The organism is Candidatus Erwinia haradaeae (genome assembly GCF_900698995.1).
Classification (GTDB): domain Bacteria; phylum Pseudomonadota; class Gammaproteobacteria; order Enterobacterales; family Enterobacteriaceae; genus Erwinia_E; species Erwinia_E haradaeae_C.
On sequence record NZ_LR217735.1, the window covers coordinates 285,749 to 304,095 of the forward strand.

The 18,347-nt window shown below is 29.6% G+C and carries 11 protein-coding genes; 8 read left to right on the top strand and 3 right to left on the bottom strand.

What is annotated here, in order from left to right:
- Window positions 1-378: 378 nt before the first annotated feature.
- Complete coding sequence (gene galU / locus ERCISPPA3004_RS00855; RefSeq protein ID WP_157990253.1) at window positions 379-1,290, bottom strand: UTP--glucose-1-phosphate uridylyltransferase GalU; 912 nt, start codon at window positions 1,288-1,290, stop codon at window positions 379-381.
- Between the two features lie 326 nt (window positions 1,291-1,616).
- Between galU and ERCISPPA3004_RS00860 the strand changes: the two genes are divergently transcribed.
- From ERCISPPA3004_RS00860 to thiL, 8 genes are all read left to right on the top strand, one after another.
- A complete protein-coding gene (locus tag ERCISPPA3004_RS00860; protein WP_157990254.1) occupies window positions 1,617-1,976 on the top strand; it encodes a Grx4 family monothiol glutaredoxin in 360 nt (119 codons plus the stop codon).
- Between the two features lie 550 nt (window positions 1,977-2,526).
- Complete coding sequence (yfhb, locus tag ERCISPPA3004_RS00865; RefSeq protein ID WP_157990669.1) at window positions 2,527-3,165, top strand: phosphatidylglycerophosphatase C; 639 nt, start codon at window positions 2,527-2,529, stop codon at window positions 3,163-3,165.
- A gap of 2,185 nt (window positions 3,166-5,350) precedes the next feature.
- On the top strand, window positions 5,351-7,786 hold the full coding sequence (plsB, locus tag ERCISPPA3004_RS00870) for a glycerol-3-phosphate 1-O-acyltransferase PlsB (RefSeq protein WP_157990255.1): 2,436 nt from the start codon (window positions 5,351-5,353) through the stop codon (window positions 7,784-7,786).
- A gap of 212 nt (window positions 7,787-7,998) precedes the next feature.
- A complete protein-coding gene (locus ERCISPPA3004_RS00875; protein WP_157990256.1) occupies window positions 7,999-9,012 on the top strand; it encodes an NAD-dependent epimerase/dehydratase family protein in 1,014 nt (337 codons plus the stop codon).
- A gap of 1,523 nt (window positions 9,013-10,535) precedes the next feature.
- Window positions 10,536-11,654, top strand: a complete 1,119-nt coding sequence (ribD, locus tag ERCISPPA3004_RS00880) for a bifunctional diaminohydroxyphosphoribosylaminopyrimidine deaminase/5-amino-6-(5-phosphoribosylamino)uracil reductase RibD (protein WP_157990257.1) — start codon at window positions 10,536-10,538, stop codon at window positions 11,652-11,654.
- A 72-nt stretch (window positions 11,655-11,726) separates the two neighbouring features.
- Entirely contained in the window at window positions 11,727-12,197 is a 471-nt protein-coding gene (gene ribH / locus ERCISPPA3004_RS00885) for a 6,7-dimethyl-8-ribityllumazine synthase (RefSeq protein ID WP_157990258.1), read from the top strand.
- Between the two features lie 20 nt (window positions 12,198-12,217).
- On the top strand, window positions 12,218-12,637 hold the full coding sequence (nusB, locus tag ERCISPPA3004_RS00890; RefSeq protein WP_157990259.1) for a transcription antitermination factor NusB: 420 nt from the start codon (window positions 12,218-12,220) through the stop codon (window positions 12,635-12,637).
- A 49-nt stretch (window positions 12,638-12,686) separates the two neighbouring features.
- On the top strand, window positions 12,687-13,709 hold the full coding sequence (thiL, locus tag ERCISPPA3004_RS00895; protein ID WP_157990260.1) for a thiamine-phosphate kinase: 1,023 nt from the start codon (window positions 12,687-12,689) through the stop codon (window positions 13,707-13,709).
- A 461-nt stretch (window positions 13,710-14,170) separates the two neighbouring features.
- On the opposite strand, the gene serS is transcribed toward thiL, so the two are convergent.
- Window positions 14,171-15,463: a serine--tRNA ligase gene (gene serS / locus ERCISPPA3004_RS00900; protein WP_157990261.1), complete on the bottom strand. Its 1,293-nt coding sequence runs from the start codon at window positions 15,461-15,463 to the stop codon at window positions 14,171-14,173.
- Between the two features lie 679 nt (window positions 15,464-16,142).
- The gene (gene asd / locus ERCISPPA3004_RS00905) at window positions 16,143-17,249 is read right to left on the bottom strand and encodes an aspartate-semialdehyde dehydrogenase (RefSeq protein WP_157990262.1); all 1,107 of its coding nucleotides are present in this window, start codon (window positions 17,247-17,249) and stop codon (window positions 16,143-16,145) included.
- Window positions 17,250-18,347 lie beyond the last annotated feature (1,098 nt).

Genomic DNA, 18,347 nt, shown 5'->3' on the forward strand with positions numbered 1-18,347 from the left:
ATTGTGGTAATGATTGTGGTAATAAGGACGAAATCGTGAGATACATCGCTTTTGGGAAGCATTAGGCACACCGGTTAGCCGTCTAATACGTCTGCATTATGGTAACATAGTTTTACTGAGAAATGTATTATGAGAAGATTGGAGAGAGTTAGATTTATTCTCTGTAAACTCTTTACATAATTATTTTGTTGGGTTGGAAACAATTAAAACACTATAGATTAATGATATTAGATAAAACTTGAAAAAATTTAAAATTTAGTTAAATTTAATCACCATTGATAGGTTTTTCTCAAAAATTAACAAAATTTTTAAGCTAAAATAATATACATAAATAAAAAAGTTTTTAGTTAAAATTTATTAAGTAGATTTTGCTACCTATTAATTATTTATATAATTTAAAGTTTTTTTCATCCAAATTCTAAAATCATTACCTAGTGTTTGATGATGCATGGCATGTGTAACGAAAGCTTTAATGTAACCAAATTTATTACCACAATCATAACTCTCACCTTTTAAGCAATAAGCTTGTACTGCTTCTTTTTCTATAAGTAAAGATAGAGCATCAGTGAGTTGTGTTTCTTCATTAGTTCTTTTATATATTTGAGTCAGCAAAGGCCATATTTTTGCAGAGAGAACATAACGACCTACTACTGCAAGATTTGATGGCGCTTGATTGATATTAGGTTTTTCTATTATACCAGCTATTATTTTACTATCACCAGGAGTCAATCTTTCTCCTAAGCAATCCACAACACCATAAGTCGTAACATTAATTACTGGTTTTACCATAATTTGGCTGCATCTAGTATGATGAAATCTTTTAATCATTTCAGCGAGATTGTCGCGTGATAAATCTGATGTACGCTGATCTAGAATAACATCAGGTAACATTATAGCGATCGGATGATTGCCAATTAATGGCCATGCACACATTAGCGCATGGCCAAGCCCCCTAGGTGTTCCTTGACGCACTTGCATAATATTAATAGATGGCGGGCATATGGACTGAATTTCTTGTAGAAATTTCTGCTTAGAGTGCTTCTCTAACATAGTCTCTAGCTCAAAATTAGCATCGAAGTGATTTGCGATTGAACTTTTAGAGGAATGCGTTACTAGTACAATATTGTTGATTCCAGACATAATACATTCATCAACAACATATTGAATTAATGGCTTATCCACTAATGGCAACATCTCTTTAGGGATAGATTTTGTAGCAGGTAACATTCGCGTTCCAAAGCCAGCGACTGGGATCACTGCTTTTTTTATTTTTAAGTGACAAGTAGGCATTAAATTTTTTCCAAATCTGTCATACATTAATAATGATTCGATACGTATATCATGAGAAAGGTTGCGTTATGTTATTAACATAATATTAGCTTTCTTATTTGTATATTATCTCATACTTTTCGCTGTACGTAGAATATGTTTGCTCAATATGAGTCTAATTCATATTACTTCTTTTGTATTTTATCTGGAAGATAATATTGCAATTATAATCAGGATTTGATTAAATAATTATTTATAGGTTTGTTTATGGTATAATATTAAGGATTTGTAGACATTAAAGATACTAATAAAAATATAGTATATAGTGTAACTTAAAGGAAAAGCTCATGAGTGTATTGGAAAAAATTCAACGTCAAATTACAGAGAACCCTATTATACTATATATGAAAGGTTCTCCTGAGTTACCAAGTTGTGGCTTTTCAGCTCAGGCCGTACAGGCTATTCAGGCCTGCGGTGAACGTTTTGCTTACATAGATATCTTGCAGAATCCAGATATCCGCTCGGAAATACCAAAATATGCTAATTGGCCAACCTTCCCACAGTTATGGATTGATGGTGAGTTATGTGGTGGGTGTGATATTATTCTTGAGATGTTTCAAAAAGGTGAATTGCAGCAGTTAATTAAGAAAATTGCGAAAAAATATAATTTTTCTACTGAAAGTACTCAAGATAGAACTAATGTTTAGTAAAAATTTTGTAATATTTAGCGCTATAAAATTTTAATGTAAGTAGCATACGTACTATTTATATTAAAGAGAATAAATACGATATATTTTATATATGAATAACTTATAAATAATTATAAAAAATTAAATAGAAATAAAGTGATTTTTATTGATTTATATATAGAATTATGGATATTTAAATGATTATCTTATTTTTTGATAAGATTAATCTATTAATTTTTATAGTAAGAAATCTATTAATTCTTGTAATTTATTTATTACCCATATTAATATAGTCAATATTAACTATTTATTTATTCTGGATTAAAAATCTTAAGTTATGTGTATAGAATGATAGTAATGAAATATTTTCATAGTTATTAGTATATGTATTGTTAATACATAATATGATTTTGTTATTTTAAAAGTTAACTTGTTTAGCTGTTATTATCTAAAAGATTTTGAAAAAATTTTTACAGAGTATATTTGATTATATAAAAATTCTTTCTTGCCAAAGAGTTAATTTCATAAAACCTCATAGGTTTCGTATAATTCTGGGGTAAAGTGTGTGATAACCTATCATAGACGACGTATAATATTTTTTGATCTTGATGGTACATTGCATCAAGAGGATATTTTTCGTTCTTTTATATGTTGGTTGCTACGTCGGAACTTGTTAAATATTCTCCCACTTTTAGTAGTATTGCCATTAATTTGTTTAGGGCTAATAATGAATGGTCGTGCTTCGTGCTGGCCAATTAGTTTGCTTTTGTGGTCAATAACTGTCGGACGTAGTGAGTCTTTACTATTACAACAGGAAGCAGAGTTCACTAATTGGTTTTTGCAGAGACAAACACCATTTTTAAAAATACATCAACGAGTTTCTGAATATATTAGCTCTCAAGACACTGACGTTTGGCTAATTACTGGATCACCGCAAGCATTAGTAGAGCGAATATATTGTAATGTTGATTTTTTTCCACATATTCGATTAATCGCTAGTCAGATGATCAGGGCTTATGGAGGGAGAGTGTTATCAAGACGATGTGTGGGGCGTGAAAAAGTAGCACAATTAACTAAGAGAATCGGTCAACCTTTAAAACTTGAAAGTGGTTATAGTGATAGTACATTAGATGATCCATTGTTGTTATTTTGTCGTAATCGATTTCGTGTTACTCCATCTGGGGATTTTTATAAGATTTTATCTTAAAAATTATAAAAGGTTTTTAGAGATATAATTTTATTAAAACTATTGTTATAAAATTTTCACAATATATACAAATACGATTTTTAGTAGTAGTTTTTCAAAAATTATATCTTATAGTTGATATGCAATATAAGATTATTAAGCTAAATCTAGTTTAGATATTGTAATGTATTATAAAATTTATAAACCCTGAGTTTAGTTTTACCACTTTTAAATGAATAAGTGTACTTTTTTAAAAAAACATCAGCGCACCAGATTATTTTACAAATATTCTATTTATATATCAAGCTAAAATATATTTAGCTTGCTAAATATTCTCAATAAATAAATTTTTTATAAAAGATAATAATTACTGCATATATATATTATATATAGAATCATAGGTAGAACCATAAATAGAACCATAGGTCAAAAAATATCTATAATATTATTATGGTAATAATAATATAAATTTTAACAGAGTCTATTTAATAAGAGCGTTTTAATAAAAATTGCATTTTATAATATTTTTATATTTTTATATTAAAATAATATATAGTATAATATTAATATAAATATTAATGATTTTGAGTTTAGTGAACATACTATCATTCCTGGTTATAAATATAATATTAATCTTTTATATGTATTTTATGTTTATTTATAACATAAAATGTATTACATAAAATTAAATGCCTGTCTTTAACTTTGATAATAAATAAAATATTTTATAGCGAGTAGTTGATTTTTATAATGAAATGATTTTAATAAATATTTTATTTTTTTATTCTTTTTTTTTATTATTTATTGCCTAATAAAGCGCGTAGTTATTTAATTGATTTTTTTACTATGTCTAATATTTAACAAATTTAATTCTTTGAAATGATATTGAGAAAGGATATTTACTAATTTAGTGAGGTTGATACAGTGAGAACATATAGCTTATATATTCTTATTTAGTCTAAAATAGAACTTAGATATATTGAATATATTGTATCTTACATTGAGCTATAAAGGAGTTAAATCAAAAGTATATCACAAATTTTTTATTTTATTTTATCTGATCATATTTCATTACTATTGCTTGATCTATTTTATGTACATATTGATTTACATTTTATAACACTAGATTATTTATATGAGTATTAAGCTTATTATGTAATTGGTATTTAACTTTTAATGCAATGCTTAAAATGATTGTATATTTTTATATTTTATGTTTTATATATTATATATATAATTTTACGTATGAAATCTAAGTAAATAAAGCGTTTATAAGAAGATAGAAATATATAATGAAATACATAATAAACTTGCATAGTTATCGCTTTATTCCAATAATGATAACCTGAAGATGAGTAAAATACTAATCAGTATTTTTTAAACTATCGATTGAATAATATGTATATTATCGTGGTTTAAATGTTTAAGAGAAGAAAAAACTTAGTAAAATAATATCATTAAGAGGATTTTCTAATATTTTTAAGATATTTAAAAATCGACAGAAATATCATCATAGATGAATTATGGTAGTATTTACAATGAATAATGTTTAGCATATCCCGCGTTAGGGAATATAATTACAATTCCAATGAAAAATAATATATCTTTAAGTTTTAGTAAATTTTTCTATAATATTTTTGATATATATCACACATTATAGATACAATATTTGTATAATACGTTGATTTTGTTGTGTATTTTCAATGCATTTCACCACAGTGCACATCATCGCTGTCATCTAAAATAAAATTTCGACATAATACCAAGATCAAAATAGTATTAGTATTTATTGAAAAGAAGTATTCATATACAAGAATATAGTTTTCACTATTATTTTTGCTTAATTAGTAGTAAAATTTTGTAGTATTTTATAGTTTGTATTATGAGTAAGAGGTTTATATATTCTTCTCAAGTAACAGTATACTGCTATAGATTTTTATTAATTTTTTTTATTCTTTTCATCCTATGCTAGGAGCATTAGCGACTTGTTTTGCCCTAAAAGAGATAATTATCGCATTAAGATCCTATATTGATATAGCATATACACAAGTACATTAACTATAATATTATACATCAAATGAAATAATATGAAAGATAATTCAATTATCTCAGAGTCTATTGATTAGATCTGGTATAAAAGTATTAATATAAAAATATTAGCTGTATAGTATTGCACTTACTCGCTTAAAGCGTTTTGGTTGGATCTATGTTTATTGGTGGTATAATAGATAATTTTTTATTGAAGATACTTATTAAAATATTTGTTCACAATCGAGTTATTTCAGATAATTTACAATCTATCGTGAATGCTGATAGAGAGAGTAATATTATATACATCCTTCCTGATAAATCACAAACTGACTTAATTACATTGCAAAATTGTTGTCAAAAAATAGGTTTATCTGACCCATTATTACCTATAAAAATTGCTGGTAATCTATTACCCCGTTACGTATTTCTTCAGGATAGCGCAAATTTTCGTTCTGCAATTATGTATAATCTACAATTAGTAGAATCACTTAATTTTATACTAGCATCACATCAGCGTAATTCTAAGCTAAATATGCACATTGTTCTTGTATCAATAGTTTTTAGATGGCCCATTAGTAAAAATCGTTATGGTAAAAACAAAATAACAAATTACAAGTGGTTTAGTAAAATTAATAAATTATTGAAGGTATGTTGTTTTGGACGTGACGGTTGTATATATTTTTCATCGATTATATCAATACGTGATATACAGGCTCAGTATGGATCTAATAAGAAAATTTTTACAAAACTGATTCGTGCAGCGCGCATACATTTTATCCGGCAACGTCGTGTAGCAACTGGTTCACAAATATCAACACGTAATAACTTATTGGGCACATTGTTGCAGTCTAAAGTGATCAAAAAAGCAATTTTAGAAGAGGCAAGTAGTAAACGTATTTCTCATCAGCAAGCACAAAAAAATACTATTACATTAATCCAAGAGATTTCTGCGAATTTTTCTTATATAGCAATCTATTTTACAGATCGCATTATGCGGTGGAGTTTAGGTAAACTTTATCAAAATATCAATGTCAGAGGAGGTCGGCGGATACTAGATATAGCTTATAAAGGGCATGCAATTGTATATTTGCCTTGTCATAGAAGTCATATGGATTATTTGTTAATCTCATATATCCTTTATCATAAAGGGCTGACTTTGCCTTATATTGCTGCTGGTATTAACTTAAATTTTTGGCCTATTGGAAAGATATTTCGTTATTTAGGTGCTTTTTTTATTCGTAGAACTTTTAATGGTAATAAACTATATTCTACAGTTGTTCGTGAATACGTAAGTGAATTGTTTTCTAACGGTTACCCAGTAGAATATTTTATTGAAGGTGGACGTTCACGCACCGGATACCTGAGACCTCCAAAAACGGGTATTCTCTTAATGACTTTACAAGCAATGTTACGTGAAAATCAACGTGTGATTACTATAATACCTATTTATATTGGTTATGAACATGTGATAGAAGTTGAATCTTATTCAAATGAATTAGCTGGAGCTATTAAAGAAAAAGAAGGATTGTTTTCTATATTACGTGGACTAAAAAATTTACGTAATTTTGGTCAAAGTTACGTTAACTTTGGAGAACCACTTTCTTTAATGAAGTATCTAGATACGCGAATACCAGAATGGCGAAAATCTATTGACCCAATTAAAACGCAGCATCCAGTCTGGTTAACTGCCGCTGTACATGATATTGCAAAAAATATAATGATAAGAATTAACAATGCTGCGGCAATAAATGCTGTTAACCTTTGTGTAATGGCTTTAATAGGTTCAGATCAATATTCTTTGCCACGTTACCAGCTTACTCAGCACCTTAATTGTTATTTGCAGCTTTTACGCAACGTACCGTATTCCTCTGATGCGATGGTGCCTAGAATAACTGCTGAAAAACTTTTAGAACATGCATTAAGTATGAATCATTTTGAGGTAAAACAAAATACAAGTGATGACATTATTATCTTACCAAAAAATAAGGTAAAATTTTTACTCTATTATCGTAATAACATTCATCATATGTTCATCATACCAGCATTAATCTCTTCTATCTTGATCAAGAACCGTAAAATAGATTGTAGTGAGTTATATTATCAAGTTAGCATGGTTTATCCGATCCTTGAAAGTGAGTTATTTTTGCATTGGTCACGGGATGAATTGCCTGGATTGCTAGATGCATTAGTATCCGAAATGGAGCGTCAAGGACTATTAAAAAAAGAAAAAAACTACATTTCTGTAAAAGAAGATTTGGTTTATATACTGCAACTTCTAGCGACAGGTGCGCAAGAAGCACTACAGCGTTATGCTATTATTTTTGCAATCTTAATGGCTAATCCGACGGTCACTCGAAAAATGATCTCAGACAAAAGTTGCTTTATAGCACAGCGTGTATCTGTTTTATATGGAGCTCATGCTTTAGAATTTTTTGATAAGACAATATTAAATACTTTAATCTTTACGATACGTCACCAAGGTTATATGCAAGAGTCTAACGATCTTCAGTATCCGCAGGATAAACACCTTAAGAATATCTACACAATCCTCTCGAACTTAATACCTCAAGATATACGAATAACTATTGAGCGTTTCGCTATAGATAAATAATTGATATAAGAGCTATCTTATTACTTAAACATCTATTTTTTAAACTTTAAAAAATTTTTTATAAAGCGTTTGCGATCTTTAAGCATTAAATAGTAATGGAGGTAGTTATTGTATGATGTATTTCATTTTATTTATAAGAGAGCAATCAGAATAGTTATGAGTATATCATAACTATGAGAGTATTATTTTAAATTTACATTTAGGAGAATGATATGAAGTTTTTAGTTACTGGTGTGGCGGGATTTATTGGTTTTCATGTGACACAGAGTCTTCTTAAAGCTGGTCATGAGGTGATTGGGTTAGATAATTTAAACAATGCTCATCAAGATATAAAATTAAAAGTAGCCCGTCTAAAGATGCACACTGATTATATAGCTTTTTCTTTTCATAAAGTGGATATTGCTGATTATACAGAAATGTCCAATGTATTTCAATCTAATGCTGTGCAGCGTGTCATACATTTAGCTGCCAAGACTGGAGTGCGCTATTCTTTGAAAAATCCTCTTTCTTATGCTAACGCGAATCTTATTGGTCATTTAAATATTTTAGAATGTTGTCGTCAAAGTAACATAGAGCATTTTTTGTATGCGTCTTCTAGCTCGGTATATGGTTTAAATCGTAAGATGCCATTTTCTATAAATGATGATACGACGCATCCAGTTTCAATCTATGCCGCTACTAAAAAAGCTAATGAGTTAATGTCTCATACCTATTCTCATTTATATGGAATTCCAACTACTGGTTTGCGTTTTTTTACTGTATACGGACCTTGGGGTCGTCAAGATATGGCATTATTTAAATTTACAGAAGCTATTTTATCTGGCAAGTCTATTAATATATATAATTATGGTAAAATGCAGCGTGATTTCACTTATATTGATGATATAGTTCAAGCTATTATGGTTTTGCATGATATTATTCCTGCGGTTAATTTAGATTGGACAGCAGAAGGGGGTAATATTTCTAGTAGCTCAGCAGCGTATCAACTTTTTAATATTGGTAATAGCCGTCCATGTGCATTAATGACTTACGTTAAAGCATTAGAAGACGCATTGGGAATGGTAGCAAAAAAAAATATGTTACCCGTACAGCCTGGCGATATGATTTCCACTGGTGCTGATATTAGTGACTTAGTTAAAATAATTGGATACCAACCATATACCGCAATACAAGAGGGTGTGCGTCGATTCGTAAAATGGTATAAAGAGTTTTATAAGATAATATAAAAATATTATGAGTATTTTACTCTGAATTCTATCTATAATAGTATAATGATGGCAAACTTTTACAGCAACTATTATGGGATTAAGGAGGCAGATGCTAAGAGAATACTTTCGAGTTTATATATTAGGCATGAATATAGCGCAGTATTTTTTTAAATTTTGCTAGCAGAATGTAAAAATTTTCTTTATTATATATAATAGGTATATAATTTTTCATAGAATTTTTATAAAAAATTGATTTTATCATGACTTTATCAATGACAATTTTCATTGTATGAATAATGTAGATGTTTCTATAATACATTATGATTTTTTTAATATTTTATTGTTCATATAATATATTTTTAGATAACATATAAATATAATCGGTTGATTATCATTGTAACGCGCATGAATTAAATAATTATTTTTATTTTAAACGATCTGTACGCATGTATACAGCATATTGTTATACTTATCCTTAGTATTTAAATTGTGTTTAGTTTTAAGAATATCTAATACATGCATAATATATTAAAAATTAATTAAAAAAATATAATAAAATATTATATAGAATATCTATTGATAGTCTAGAGATATTATATAAAAATATAAGAATATTTCTGTAATGAATAGATGTTTTATTTATTTTAAAATTTTTCCTATTATTAATAGAATCATTATTTTAATAAATTTTATTACAATTATACAAAAACAATAGGTTATATAAAATATAATACAACTATTAATTGAGAGTTGAACATCTTTATATCTACTTTATATTAAATAAAATTGTTTTGTTTATTTTTTTAAAAATAGAACAAATATTTTTTAATCTAAGAAGAAATACATAATATTGAATTTTTTGCTATGTTATGCAATTATTATGATTTTATCAGTAGTCACTATTGGTTATACTTGTCCGTTGATTAAAGTATGGATGATAGTTTTGTCTTATAATATTTTATATTCTTTATATTTAATATAAATATAAATTTAATGTATTTGCAAGATAGACTATTTTAGTTTTTAGTTGAAATGTTTATATATTTTTTTTAGTTTTTTATATGAGCGATATAATCATTTCAAAGTAATAATATTTAGATAGTATTTAGTAGTGTTTAATAAACCTTTAAATATATAAAATTATTTTGTAATAATATCTTATTTACTCAATACATTCAAGATACTAACAGATAGCTTTCAAAATAAAATCTATCATGCTTGATAAGCAGTGATTTTTATTATATTAACATGAAATTATTCTAAAAAAAGTTGTAGTGATATAGAAGATAAAAATTATTTAAATTAATAGAGATAAACACTAGAAACGCATCAGCTTTATTTATTGTCGAAGGTGATTAAATTTTTTAATTCTATTAAAAATTAACTAGCCTTTATTTTACTGAGATAGTTTTTGGTATTTATTTATGCAAGAAAAGTTTACTTAAAGAATAAGTAATATTAACCATTTATTAAAGACAATTCTTATATTAACCAGCTCATATCTCGCCAGTAATTCAATGTTAGTTTGCAGGATGTATCGAATGAGTAATAAATCTTATATGGCTCGTGCGCTAGAACTGGCCTATCGCGGTCGGTTTACTACTTCTCCTAATCCTAACGTTGGATGCGTATTGGTTCGTGATGGTCATATTGTAGGCGAGGGTTACCATCTAAGAGCTGGAGAATTACATGCAGAAATTTGTGCATTACGCATGGCAGGTGAAAAATCAAGAGGATCTACTGCTTATATTACATTAGAGCCATGCAGTTATTATGGGCGAACACCGCCGTGTTGTGACGCACTGATTGCTGCTGGGGTGAGATATGTTTTTATAGCTATGAAAGACCCCAATCCCCAAGTGTCTGGTCGCGGGGTGGAGTGCTTAAAGAACGCAGGAATTGAAGTTAACCACGGGTTAATGATGTCTGCGTCAGAAGCACTGAATCGCGGTTTTCTAAAGCGCATGCGTAGTGGTTTTCCTTGGATACAGTTAAAGATAGGTTCTTCTTTAGATGGAAGAACGGCTATGCCTAATGGAGAAAGTCAGTGGATTACTTCTGCAGAGGCAAGAAGAGACGTACAAAGACTACGAGCACAAAGTTCCGCTATTCTCAGTACTAGCGAAACTATACTCGCAGATAATCCATCTTTAACTGTGCGTTATAATCAGTTAGATAATGCTATTCAGGAGATGTATCCAGAAGATCTTTTAAGGCAGCCTATACGTATCATCATAGATAGCCAAAATCGTATCACTCCAGCGCATAAAGTAATTAATCAGCCTGGTGAAACTTGGTTAATGAGACATGTATGTGATAAAAAGCAATGGCCAGATAATGTAAAGCAATTTAACATACCTTATTATAATGGTTATCTTGATTTAGTCTCTATGTTAGTTTTTTTTGGACAAAAAGAAATTAATTCTATTTTAGTAGAAGCCGGATCACGGTTTTCTGGTGCTTTATTGAAAGCGAAAGCAGTGGATGAATTAATTATTTATTTTGCGCCTAAATTAATAGGAGATACTGGTCGCGGATTATGTCAGATATCAGGTATAGAAACATTGAATGATGTTTTTGTTTTAAGCTTTACTGATATTGTATCCATAGGTCCAGATGTCAGACTTACTTTACAGCCATCTAATATTATATATACGTAAAATAAAGCGGTTTTTGTATAAATGTGCTATCATTTTTCCTGTTAGTACATCATATAACTTGGAAGAAAGATTATGAATCTGATTGAAGCTACTACTACTGCTCCATGTGCGCGTATTGTGCTAGTTGTGGCACGTTTTAACAATTTTATTAGTGAATGTTTGCTAAGTGGCGCTATTGATGTGCTGAAACGTATTGGTCAAGTGAAAGATGATAATATTACGGTTATATGGGTACCTGGTGCTTATGAGCTTCCATTGATTGTTAAGTTATTAGCAAAAACTGAAAAATATGATGCAGTTATCGCTTTAGGGGCGGTAATTCAAGGTAGCACTCCTCATTTTGGGATTATAGCAGGAGAAGCGAGTTCTGGTTTGGCCAATATCTCCATGCACAGCAATATCCCGGTATCTTTTGGGGTTTTAACAACGAAAAATATTGAGCAAGCGATCAGTCGCGCTGGAGCAAAAAGGGGCAATAAAGGGGCTGAAGCTGCTCTTACTGCTCTAGAAATGATTAATATCTTAAAAGTCATTAAAGAATAACTCTATATAAAGGCTCCTTCATGAATCCTTCTTCTCGTCGTCGCGCTCGACAGTGCGCGGTACAGGCGTTGTATGCTTGGCAAATTTCTAAAAATAACATTGTGGATATTGTCAACTACTTTATATTAGAACAAGATATTTATAATGTTGATATTAGTTATTTTCGAGAGATCCTGAGTGGCATTTCCATGTATGTTGCCTATCTTGATACATTGATGCAACCATATCTTTTTCGTGATATTGAAGATCTTGGTCATATAGAAAAGGCCATCTTGCGTATCGCTCTGTTTGAGTTAAAGGAGCGTTTAGATGTACCCTATAAAGTAGCAATTAATGAAGGAATAGAGCTAGCAAAAGTATTTGGCTCTGAAGATAGCCATAAGTTTATTAATGGTGTCTTAGATAAAATTGCGTTGCAGATTCGGCCTAACCGTAAATAACCTTTATGGATTATAACACTTATCGTGATTGAAGTTTTAGGATATAACTATGGCATGTGGTGAATTTGAGCTGATCTCACGTTATTTTGGTCGTGGATCATGCTCTCGGCATGATGTAGAAAAAGGTATTGGTGATGATTGTGCGTTAGTGAATGTATCCGAAAAAACAACGTTAGCTATCAGCACTGATACTTTAGTAGAAGGTGTGCATTTTTTACGGGATATTCATCCGGCTGATCTTGCTTATAAAGCTTTAGCTGTAAATCTTAGTGATTTGGCCGCAATAGGAGCAGATCCTACATGGTTAACTTTGTCCTTAACTTTACCAAAAGTTAACAATCATTGGTTACAAGCTTTTAGTGATAGTTTATTTAATCTTTTAGATTACTATCAAATGCAGCTTATTGGCGGGGATATAACTCGCGGACCGCTAAGCATAACATTGGGTATTCATGGAACAGTTCCGCAAGGTCTAGCATTAAAACGAAGTGGTGCATGTGTTGGTGATTGGATATATGTAACCGGTACTCTAGGTGATAGTGTCGTTGGTTTTCAATTGCTGCGACATAAAATCAATATTCATGATGCGGTGTCTCGCGAAGCGCTGATTCAACGTCATTTAAGGCCTATACCTAGAGTTCCTCAGGGAAAATCGTTACGCGATGTAGCTAGTTCTGCTATTGACCTATCAGATGGCTTGATTTCAGATTTAGGTCATATTTTAAGTGCTAGTTCCTGTGGCGCTCAACTCAATCTTGATGCATTACCAATATCTTCAGTAATTACACAAAACTTTTCAGCACAACAAGCTTTACGCTGGGCATTGAGTAGCGGAGAAGATTATGAGCTATGTTTTACTGTACCAGAGATTAATCGCGCTAGTTTAGAAATTGCACTAGGACCTCACGGAGTATCATATACATGTATTGGAAAAGTGTGCCCAAAAGAACATGGATTAACTTTTTTAAAAAATCAAAAACCAGTTAAGATATTTCTTAAAGGATTTGATCATTTTAATATGCATGAAGGATGCACTGAGGCATTTTTTTATGATAATCTCACTAGTGTTTAGATCTTAGTGATTTTATCATTAACTCAGTGTATAGCGATACACAATAGAAATTGTAAATTATGTAAAATTAAATAAGAATTTTATTTTATTTATAATATTTTAATACTTAACGTATTGTATTTTTTATAATAAAATTATATAGATATATACTTATCTATAACATACCAATTTAGGTAAATATGTCTCTAATAGATGATCTTATCTTACAACACGATAAATTTTAAGAAGATAGACGACCATCTTTTCTATAGAGTGAGTGACTAATATTATCAAAATTTATTATATGCGATACTAATGACGACATAATATGAATAACATCAAAATATAGGAAATAAGATTTGAATTTATCCATTATACGGGTTTGGTTTATATATTAAAGTTATGAACTTATAAATAAGGTTTGTATTAAAAATTTTGTTTGTAATGATGATTATTATGAGGTATTAATGCAATCTTTTGTTTTATCCTATTACAGATGCTCCATGCATATATGGTCTTAAAACTTCCGGAACTGCAATACGGCCATCAGCTTGTTGATAATTTTCAAGAACCGCTATAAGAGTGCGGCCTACGGCTAATCCAGAACCATTTACTGTATGAACAAAATGAGTTTTTTTACTACCTATTTGGCGCCAGCGTGCTTTCATGCGACGAGCCTGAAAATCTCCCATATTTGAGCAAGAAGATATTTCTCGATAATTGTTTTGAGCGGGTAACCAAACTTCCAGGTCATAAGTTTTTTGTGCGCTAAAACTCATATCACCAGTACATAGCAGCATAGTGCGATATGGTATAGCTAAAAGTTGTAGAACTGTTTCAGCATGTTTAATTATTTCTTCTAAAGCATTTTGAGAATCCTGTGGACGAGTAATTTGTACTATTTCAACTTTATCAAATTGGTGCATGCGTATCAGTCCTCGTGTATCACGACCGTATGTTCCAGATTCAGATCTGAAACAGGGTGTGTGTGATGTTAGTTTTAATGGAAGAGATGCTTCCTCGAGAATTTCGTCGCGTATAAGGTTAGTCAGTGATACCTCGGCCGTTGGGATCAGAGCATAATGTTTCTTAGAAAATGCAGAATCTAAGGAATCTATATAGAATAGTTCTTGAGTAAATTTTGGTAACTGACCAGTACTGTATAAACTGATATTATTTACTATATATGGTACATATACTTCTTGGTATCCATGCTTTTTTGTATGAAGATTGAGCATAAACTGACTAAGTGCGCGATGCATTAGTGCTATTTGACCTTTCATTACGACAAAACGAGAACCAGTTAGTTTGACCCCAGCTCTGAAATCTAATCCTGCAGCACGCTCACCTAACTCAACATGATCACGTATGTTAAAATCAAACTCTCTGGGTTTTTTCCATCGGTTGATTTCTTGATTATCACTTTCATTTTGCCCAATAGGTACATCTTCATCTGGGATGTTTGGCATTGATACTAAAATAGTATGTATTTTAGTACATATCAAATCTAATTCTTTCTTAAGCCTATTAATTTGTTCAGAGAGTAATTTAACCGCTTCGCATAACCATTTAATTTCTTCTCCTCGTTCTTTAGCTTGTCCAATAGACTTGGAATATGCATTGCGCTGTGCTTGTAAGGTTTCTGTTGAAATTTGTAGTGATTTCCGCTGTGCCTCATATGTCTGTAGTTTTTTTATATCTAAAATATAACCTCGTCGTGATAGTTTTGCAGCAATAGAATCTGGTTCTTTGCGGAGTAGATTAAGATCAAGCATGCTAATCCTGTTAATAGTTATGAATTTAGTTATGAACTAAAATAAAAAATCGTGTAGATTTAGAAATTGATTAGATGTGTAGATTAAAATGTTAACCTTATAAAGTAAAAAGCATGAATATTAATGGCCTGAGTTTATTTTTAATATATAAATTAATAATTAAAGTTATTAATATCTATAGTTTTACTCAATATAATTTCAGATACTATAAAAAATAATCTAAGTAAGATTATAGTATATATGAAGCCTATCTTGAAGTTTACAAATCAATTGATTTAATAAAATTTAATAGTGAAATATATTTTTTTATAATTTAGAGTGAACAGAATTCTGTGATACACAAATGCTATTATATTAGGCAGTTGATTCAGATTTATATGACCATTAATAAAATCTCTCTTAATTGGCGTATTTTCTGTGTAAATTTTTGCATTATCTATTACTTAAAACCCTTACCGTTGAATATCTTTAACAATTAAGTGGAAGATTTTATTATGTCTAATGCAATAAAAATTAGATAGCCTAATCTGCTATATGTACTAATTAATTGAAGTTAATCGTCAATATTAAATAAATATTTTTCTATGTTTATAATATAGAAGCATCACAGTTTTTTCGTATTATCTGAATAAAAATAAAAATAAAAAAGATAAATGATAACATTAATTCTTTTATTTTGCTAGCTTAGTAACAGGCGAAGCATGCGGCGCAATGGTTCAGCGGCGCCCCATAATAACTGATCACCAACAGTGAAAGCAGAAATATATTGTGGCCCTATATTTAGTTTACGTAATCGACCAATAGGAATATCTAATGTACCTGATACCATCACTGGTGTTAATTGACGTAGAGTCATCTCTCGATCATTTGGTATTATCTTGACCCATGAATTATGCTCTAGTATATATTGTTCAATATCTAACAAAGGGATATTTTTTTTTAATTTTAGAGTTATCGCTTGACTATGACAGCGTAATGCGCCAATTCTTACGCATATTCCATCTATCGGGATAGTATGGGTGGTTTTTAAAATTTTATTTGTTTCGGCTTGCCCCTTCCATTCTTCAAGCGTTTGACCGTTATGCAAATGCTGATCAATCCATGGGATCAAGTTACCTGCCAATGGCACGGTAAAGCTATCTGTAGGGATACTGCTTTTTGTTATTCCATTAACCTTACGCTCAATATCCAAAATATTAGATGCTGGGTTTTTTAGGTCTTTCTTAACATGATGATGGATGATTCCCATCTGCGTCAATAGCTCACGCATATGACGTGAGCCACTACCAGAAGCCGCTTGATAGGTCGCTACAGAGACCCATTCCACCAGATTATTAGTAAATAAACCACCTAGTGACATCAACATCAGACTTACAGTACAATTACTTCCTACAAAAGTTTTTATTCCTCTGCTTAAACCATCATAAATAACCGGAGAATTTACTGGATCAAGAATTATTATTGCATCATCTTGCATTCGTAAGGTAGATGACGCATCAATCCAATAACCAGACCAGCCTGTATTACGAAGTTTCTGGTATATGCATTTAGTATATTCTATACCTTGGCAAGTTATGATGATATCAAGAGCCTGTAATGCATTAATATCTAGTGCATTTTGTAAGATTCCAATTGGTTTTCCATGTAATATCGGTGCAATTTGACCATATTTGGAAGTGGAAAAAAAAATAGGATGTACTATATCAAAATCACCCTCTTCCTTCATTCTCTGCATGAGCACAGAGCCTACCATCCCTCGCCATCCAATTAATCCTAAGGTTTTCATTTATAATCAGCTTAGTTAAATAATAGAAATTTTTATATGATCATCTCATCAGGTGATCTTGAATATGTATATAACATATGTGTATAATATTGTTCATTTATCATCTAGCATGCAACGTGATATCTCATGTTTTCTAATGTTACAGAAAGTTTTAAAAAAATATAACAAGTAAAATCGTATCTATATCAATTTTAGATATATATAGTTAAATCATATTAATTACAATAGCTTTATTTAAATATTATCTAATACTATTTATAGTTTTTCTAAATAGGTATTGATTTGATATATATACATTAAATATTGAGATAGATTGGGTATTTTAATCTGAGTTTAGCTCCTCTCTGGTATCAGATTAGTTTTTATGTTATTTATATTTTATTTATATTGTCTCCTGGATTCGTTTTTATTTAAAGCAAATTTTTAATCTAAATAAGACAAATAATTATAAATGAGGAGAGTTTTTAACATTACTAATTTTTTATGAATGATATAAAAATTAGTAATGTATTATAATAACTTATAATACGTAATAAATATTAATTTTTAGATAATTTATTTATTATTGATTCGTTTTGTTAGTGAGCAAGATTAATTTTTAATATTAACAGATTTTTATCACTCATAATTAGTAATTGTTGTCAATGTTAATTCACTTTAAATTATGGCAGTTAATCTTCTGATCTTGTTTAATTAAAAGAATCTGTTGTTTATTTAAAATTATCCAATTTATTTTAGAATATTTTTAAGAGAATGTAAATCAGCTATAATCAATAGAGATATATTTGATTATATTATATTTAATTAGAAAGCAGATTCAATTCAGTTTTTATAAGAATTATATTTATATAAATACGCACTAGTTTTACTAAGGTGATATAATTATAGAATTATGTGTTTGTTTTTTTTGTCGACTTGGATATAAGAGTATATATAATATTTTTTTAAAAAATATTCCTGAGTAGTATGAAGAATGTACTACTAGTTCATATATAGTATATGAAGAATATCAAGTTTAAAATTATATGTTAGAGATATTGGAGAATCAATGATAAAAGCAGACATTAGATTAATGTTTTGTTTATTGTGATAGGATTT

Coding starts and splice junctions, on each gene's coding strand:
- galU (WP_157990253.1), bottom strand. CDS start 1,290: ATGCCTACTTGTCACTTAAAAATAAAAAAAGCAGTGATCCCAGTCGCT.
- ERCISPPA3004_RS00860 (WP_157990254.1), top strand. CDS start 1,617: ATGAGTGTATTGGAAAAAATTCAACGTCAAATTACAGAGAACCCTATT.
- plsB (WP_157990255.1), top strand. CDS start 5,351: ATGTTTATTGGTGGTATAATAGATAATTTTTTATTGAAGATACTTATT.
- ERCISPPA3004_RS00875 (WP_157990256.1), top strand. CDS start 7,999: ATGAAGTTTTTAGTTACTGGTGTGGCGGGATTTATTGGTTTTCATGTG.
- ribD (WP_157990257.1), top strand. CDS start 10,536: ATGAGTAATAAATCTTATATGGCTCGTGCGCTAGAACTGGCCTATCGC.
- ribH (WP_157990258.1), top strand. CDS start 11,727: ATGAATCTGATTGAAGCTACTACTACTGCTCCATGTGCGCGTATTGTG.
- nusB (WP_157990259.1), top strand. CDS start 12,218: ATGAATCCTTCTTCTCGTCGTCGCGCTCGACAGTGCGCGGTACAGGCG.
- thiL (WP_157990260.1), top strand. CDS start 12,687: ATGGCATGTGGTGAATTTGAGCTGATCTCACGTTATTTTGGTCGTGGA.
- serS (WP_157990261.1), bottom strand. CDS start 15,463: ATGCTTGATCTTAATCTACTCCGCAAAGAACCAGATTCTATTGCTGCA.
- asd (WP_157990262.1), bottom strand. CDS start 17,249: ATGAAAACCTTAGGATTAATTGGATGGCGAGGGATGGTAGGCTCTGTG.